The 5,128-nt window shown below is 47.6% G+C and carries 5 protein-coding genes and 4 tRNA genes; 2 read left to right on the top strand and 7 right to left on the bottom strand.

Translation table 11 applies throughout. The annotated features are described in order from the left end of the window. The 5 genes from TU92_RS21585 to TU92_RS21565 all read right to left on the bottom strand — a co-directional run. The coding region (locus TU92_RS21585; protein ID WP_248291966.1) for a GTP-binding protein at positions 1–236 on the bottom strand (236 nt) is incomplete at its 3' end. 110 nt (positions 237–346) lie between these two features. After that, positions 347–422: transfer RNA gene (locus TU92_RS21580), tRNA-Thr, on the bottom strand. 7 nt (positions 423–429) lie between these two features. Then, positions 430–504 (bottom strand) — tRNA-Gly (locus TU92_RS21575). Between the two features lie 131 nt (positions 505–635). Further along, a tRNA-Tyr gene (locus TU92_RS21570) sits at positions 636–720 on the bottom strand. A 19-nt stretch (positions 721–739) separates the two neighbouring features. Further along, positions 740–815, bottom strand: a tRNA-Thr gene (locus tag TU92_RS21565). Positions 816–1,197: 382 nt separating this feature from the next. On the opposite strand from TU92_RS21565, the gene TU92_RS21560 reads away from it, so the two are divergent. Next, positions 1,198–1,734 (top strand): GNAT family N-acetyltransferase, encoded by a 537-nt coding sequence (locus tag TU92_RS21560; protein ID WP_112169356.1) that lies wholly within the window; start codon positions 1,198–1,200, stop codon positions 1,732–1,734. A 217-nt stretch (positions 1,735–1,951) separates the two neighbouring features. Further along, positions 1,952–2,902: a type I pantothenate kinase gene (gene coaA / locus TU92_RS21555; RefSeq protein ID WP_112169354.1), complete on the top strand. Its 951-nt coding sequence runs from the start codon at positions 1,952–1,954 to the stop codon at positions 2,900–2,902. A gap of 44 nt (positions 2,903–2,946) precedes the next feature. On the opposite strand, the gene birA is transcribed toward coaA, so the two are convergent. Both birA and murB read right to left on the bottom strand, forming a co-directional pair. Continuing rightward, entirely contained in the window at positions 2,947–3,906 is a 960-nt protein-coding gene (gene birA, locus TU92_RS21550; protein WP_112169352.1) for a bifunctional biotin--[acetyl-CoA-carboxylase] ligase/biotin operon repressor BirA, read from the bottom strand. Next, positions 3,903–4,940: a UDP-N-acetylmuramate dehydrogenase gene (gene murB / locus TU92_RS21545; RefSeq protein WP_112169350.1), complete on the bottom strand. Its 1,038-nt coding sequence runs from the start codon at positions 4,938–4,940 to the stop codon at positions 3,903–3,905. Before murB ends, birA begins: the two co-directional genes overlap by 4 nt. Positions 4,941–5,128 lie beyond the last annotated feature (188 nt).

The raw sequence follows: 5,128 nt of genomic DNA, 5'->3' as shown, positions 1-5,128 counted from the left end.
TGCGCGTAGTGACGGCTTGGAGTGTCATATTCAACGTGTGAAGTGTTGATGGTGATACCACGAGCTTTTTCTTCTGGTGCGTTATCGATCTGGTCGAATGCGCGTGCAGAACCGCCGTAGGTTTTAGCCAGAACGGTAGTGATTGCTGCAGTCAGGGTAGTTTTACCGTGGTCAACGTGGCCGATAGTACCAACGTTAACGTGCGGTTTTGTACGTTCAAACTTTTCTTTAGACATCGATTGTCCCTCTAAGACACGGTTAAATCGGTGGTATCACCACATCAACCAAGCAGTTTGCTTGACGAATTAGTTTACAGAAAGAAAATCAGGGAGGGAGGATTTGGAAGTGGTGCTGATAGGCAGATTCGAACTGCCGACCTCACCCTTACCAAGGGTGCGCTCTACCAACTGAGCTATATCAGCACATACTTGGAGCGGGCAGTGGGAATCGAACCCACATCATCAGCTTGGAAGGCTGAGGTAATAGCCATTATACGATGCCCGCGTCCTGGAACTCTGCTACCTAATTTTTCTGAAGAACTTCGAAGACGGGGAAAAGGACGTGAGACACTTAATTCCTCACCTTCACTTAAAGCGACTTTATCACTTTAAGCTGCCTCATTGCTAAGGCCTGTATGGTGGTGGGGGAAGGATTCGAACCTTCGAAGTCGATGACGGCAGATTTACAGTCTGCTCCCTTTGGCCGCTCGGGAACCCCACCTAATTGTTAAGTACTTGATTGGTGCCGGCACCAAGAGTCGAACTCGGGACCTACTGATTACAAGTCAGTTGCTCTACCAACTGAGCTATGCCGGCATCAAGTGCTGCGCATTCTAGGGAGACTTTGCGGGGTATGCAACTAAAAAATTGCATGAATTGCTTCTTAGCTCATGTTTTATTCAAAAAATAGGGTTTTTCCATCTTTCACCCCTATATCCGTGCAAATAACATCCAAATAACGCCCAATACTTTCGCAGATAAACACCAGCCTCACTGGTGTTATGTGGCTGCTTTACCAAAAAATGGGTCAAGTGAGTCGCTGCCACTCTTTATGCACCATAAATGCGCGCACGCCTCATAGATGGTCACAATGGAACTCTTTCCCCCTCAGACGCCTTGTTTTCAAGCTATTTTATTGTGGCGTATCTTTTGCATAACTCCTTATACGTATGACGTGCTGTCATTTGAGAGGTAAGGAATGAAAATTGTCATGCTTAATGCCGCCACATTGCCTGTCTATCGCGACGAGCTCGCCTGCTTACTTATAGAAGCCAGCCGTCAGGGAGTTTCTGCAGGGTTGCCCTGCACTTTTGAACATCAAGAAGCCGAGGATACGTTTCATGATTTGCGCCCCGCCCTTTCTCATAATGAACTGTTGCTGTGGATAGCCAGGGATGAGCAAGGTGTCGCTGGCACGCTGCTACTTGATTTGACCCGTTCATCTGACACGCCTTATCAGGCCGAGGTCAGCACTTTACTGGTATGTTCACGGGCCCGGAGACGGGGTATAGGACGTTTATTATTACGGGAGTCAGAAAATAAGGCGCAGGATTTACGCTACTCGTTGCTCTCCTCGGACATGCAGTCTGGTTCCGGGGCAGAAGCATTTTATCGCGCACAAGGTTATCGGTGTGCGCCCTGCCAGGACGGATCTCCGGGTTACAGTAGAAAAAATGAAGTGGTTTATTGCAAAAAACTCCAACCCATAGGTTGTTCTTCCCCTTCTCTCTTTTAACCTGACAGGTGCGTATCCCACCCGCACCTCAGCCTCATCGTTCTTCAGCGTTTACATTACTTTCTCAAAAAAATTTTAACTCAATCAAAGAAATCGTTAAGTTATAAGAAAAAGATCTCCCCTGAAAACGAAGCTGTCTATAATATGCTGCTGGTTTACTGTCTGGAGTTGGCGTGAGCGCCTATCCTGACCTGCGCTAACAGGCAGACTTTAACTTATGAAAAAAAGAGACCCATCTTTGGCAACGCCTTACTTGCAGTTTGATCGTGCACAGTGGGCTGCTTTACGTGATTCAGTGCCGTTAACGCTCAAAGAAGCGGAAGTGGTGAACCTCAAAGGCATCAACGAGGACTTATCCCTCGAAGAAGTGGCACAAATCTATTTGCCACTTTCACGTCTTCTCAATTTCTATATCAGTTCAAACCTGCGCCGGCAGGCTGTACTTGAGCAATTCCTGGGCACTGATGGCCAGAAGATCCCTTATGTCATTGGTATTGCGGGAAGTGTGGCAGTAGGGAAAAGCACCACTGCGCGCGTTCTGCAAGCGCTGTTAAGCCGCTGGCCTGAGCATCGTTCTGTCGAACTGATCACAACTGATGGGTTCCTCTATCCCAATAAGACGCTCCAGGAGCGTGGGATCATGAAGAAGAAAGGCTTCCCTCAGTCCTACGATATGCACCAGCTGGTCAACTTTGTTTCTGAAGTAAAATCTGGTGCGAAAACTGTTACCGCACCGGTATATTCGCATTTGATTTATGATGTGATCCCAGAAGGAAATAAGGTCATTGAACAGCCAGACATACTTATTCTTGAAGGATTGAACGTTTTACAAAGCGGCATGGATTACCCTCATGACCCGCATCGGGTATTCGTCTCAGATTTCGTCGATTTTTCAATATACGTTGATGCACCTGAAGATTTATTGCAGGGCTGGTATATCAATCGCTTCCTGAAATTCCGTCAGGGTGCATTTTCCGATCCGGATTCTTATTTCCATCACTATGCAAAGCTGCCAGAAGAAGAGGCAGTGAATATTGCAACGCAGCTATGGAATGAGATCAACGGATTGAATCTTAAAGAAAACATTCTTCCAACGAGAGAGCGAGCAAGCCTCATTTTGACCAAGAGTGCTAACCACGCGGTTGAAAATGTCAGATTGAGAAAATAGGTTGCCAGAATTGACAAGGAGAGTCGCGGCTCTCCTTTTTTATTTCATCGCCCGCGCAGGGATATTTCCCCTCCGATATAAGGCTTAATTATGCCATCCTGTTCTAGCAATAAAGCGCCTTGTTGATCAATCCCACGTTCAATACCGTGAATTTCCTGATCGCCAATCAGCAATTTTACTGGCCGGTCGAGGAAATTATCTAAGCCACGCCAACGGCTAATAAAGGGTGCCAGTCCTTCATTCTCAAAATGTAATAATGCAGCACGTAATTCTTTCAGTAGCATTGCTGTCAACTCATTGCGATCGATATTGACACCCGCTTCCTGCAAGTTTATCCAGCCCTGATTAATGGTGTCCGCTTCGGGTTCACGCATTCTAAGGTTAATGCCCGCACCGATAACCAACTGTGCTGCATCCCCGGTTTTTCCCGTCAGTTCAACCAGAATACCTGCCAGCTTTCTGTCTTTCAGATAAAGGTCATTAGGCCACTTAACCCTTACGTCTTCAGCCCCAAGGCGCTGAAGGACTTCAGCCATAACAATCCCAATAACCAGACTGAGCCCCATTGCAGCAGCCGGACCTTGATCGAGTTTCCAGTACATTGAAAGATAGAGGTTGCTGCCAAATGGCGAAAACCATTTTCTTCCTCGACGTCCTCGCCCTGCCTGCTGGTATTCAGCAACACACGCATCTCCCGAGCTCAGTTCACCGATCCTGTCGAGAAGGTATTGGTTAGTAGAATCAATGACGGGCAAAACATTTACCCGACCCGCTGGCAGCATGGAATGAATCTTAGCTTCATCCAATAACTGGATGGGATGTGGAAGGCTATATCCTTTTCCAGGTACAGTGAAAATATCCACACCCCAGTCGCGCACGGTTTGGATATGCTTGTTAATCGCGGCGCGGCTCATTCCCAGCGCACCACCCAGCTGTTCACCAGAATGGAACTCACCGTCGGCCAGAATAGAGATTAAGTGCAGGGGAACCGTAATATCTTTCATGACAGCGCCTCCACGGCATTCACTTCGCCACCGGCGGCGATAAAACGGACTTCCGGTTCGAGCCAGATACCAAACTTCGCAGCAACGGTATTTCGTACATGTTTTGCCAACGCACGAACATCTGCACTGCTTGCGTGATCTTTGTTGATCAACACCAGCGCCTGGTTCTGATGTACGGCTGCCCCGCCAATGCTGAACCCTTTAAGATGTGCCTGTTCAACCAGCCAGCCTGCGGCTAGTTTTACCTGCCCGTTAGGCTGAGGGTAAAATGGCATGGAAGGAAATTCACTGCGGATCTTTTCAGCGGTGGCTGCATCAACCGTCGGATTCTTGTAAAAACTACCAGCATTACCGGTAATAGCAGGATCAGGCAGTTTACTCAGACGCATTGCACACACTGAGTCGAAAATCTGACGCGCAGTGACCGTTTGAGGATCAAAGCGAGTGAGATCTCCATAGGTCAGCTTAGGTTGCCAGTGCTTAGTCAGCTTTAAACCTACAGCGACAATGGCATAACCGTCCTTATAAGCATGTTTGAAGATGCTTTCACGATATCCAAACTGACACTCATCTGACTGCAGTCGGGTTATCTTGCCCGTTCGCATGTCTAAAACGTCAACATAGTCGCAGACACTTTGCAGCTCAATGCCGTAGGCGCCAATATTCTGAATTGGCGCAGACCCGACACAGCCGGGGATCAATGCGAGATTTTCTAATCCAGGAATATTATGTTCGAGAGCGAAGCACACCAGCTGGTGCCAGTTCTCCCCGGCACCGACGTGTAATAGCCATTCATCTGCTCTCTCCGTCACTTCAATACCTTTGATTCTGTTCAGAACGACAGATCCTGTGAAGTCTTCAAGAAACAGAACGTTGCTACCCTCGCCCAGCAATAGAAATGGCTGCTGTTTTTCTTGCGCCTTTTTCCATGCATCGGTCAGCTGAGTTGTATTATTTATATGTGTAATGACAGCAGCATGTGCAGCTAAAGAAAAGGTATTCAGGGATTGAAGCGAGTTGTCGTCAGTCGACATAACATATTACTCATGAGTGACTTATTTGTGCATAGTTTAACTGATTCGATAACCTCTGGGGCAGCGTTTTATCAGCGCTCGGGAGAGCACAGATAGAAAGATAACGATTCAATGACTGCTAAATCCCCCGTAGTTCACCCAAATCCCAGACAGCAAAAAGCCCTGTACGTCAGTACAGGGCTTTCCAC

The organism is Rahnella inusitata, assembly GCF_003263515.1.
Taxonomy (GTDB): Bacteria; Pseudomonadota; Gammaproteobacteria; order Enterobacterales; family Enterobacteriaceae; genus Rahnella; species Rahnella inusitata.
Note: the sequence above shows the minus strand (reverse complement) of the source record. Positions and strands in the feature narration are given on the sequence as shown.

Bases quoted from the DNA above. Each gene is read 5' to 3' on its own strand.
- TU92_RS21560 (WP_112169356.1), top strand. From the start codon at position 1,198: ATGAAAATTGTCATGCTTAATGCCGCCACATTGCCTGTCTATCGCGAC.
- murB (WP_112169350.1), bottom strand. From the start codon at position 4,940: ATGTCGACTGACGACAACTCGCTTCAATCCCTGAATACCTTTTCTTTA.
- birA (WP_112169352.1), bottom strand. From the start codon at position 3,906: ATGAAAGATATTACGGTTCCCCTGCACTTAATCTCTATTCTGGCCGAC.
- coaA (WP_112169354.1), top strand. From the start codon at position 1,952: ATGAAAAAAAGAGACCCATCTTTGGCAACGCCTTACTTGCAGTTTGAT.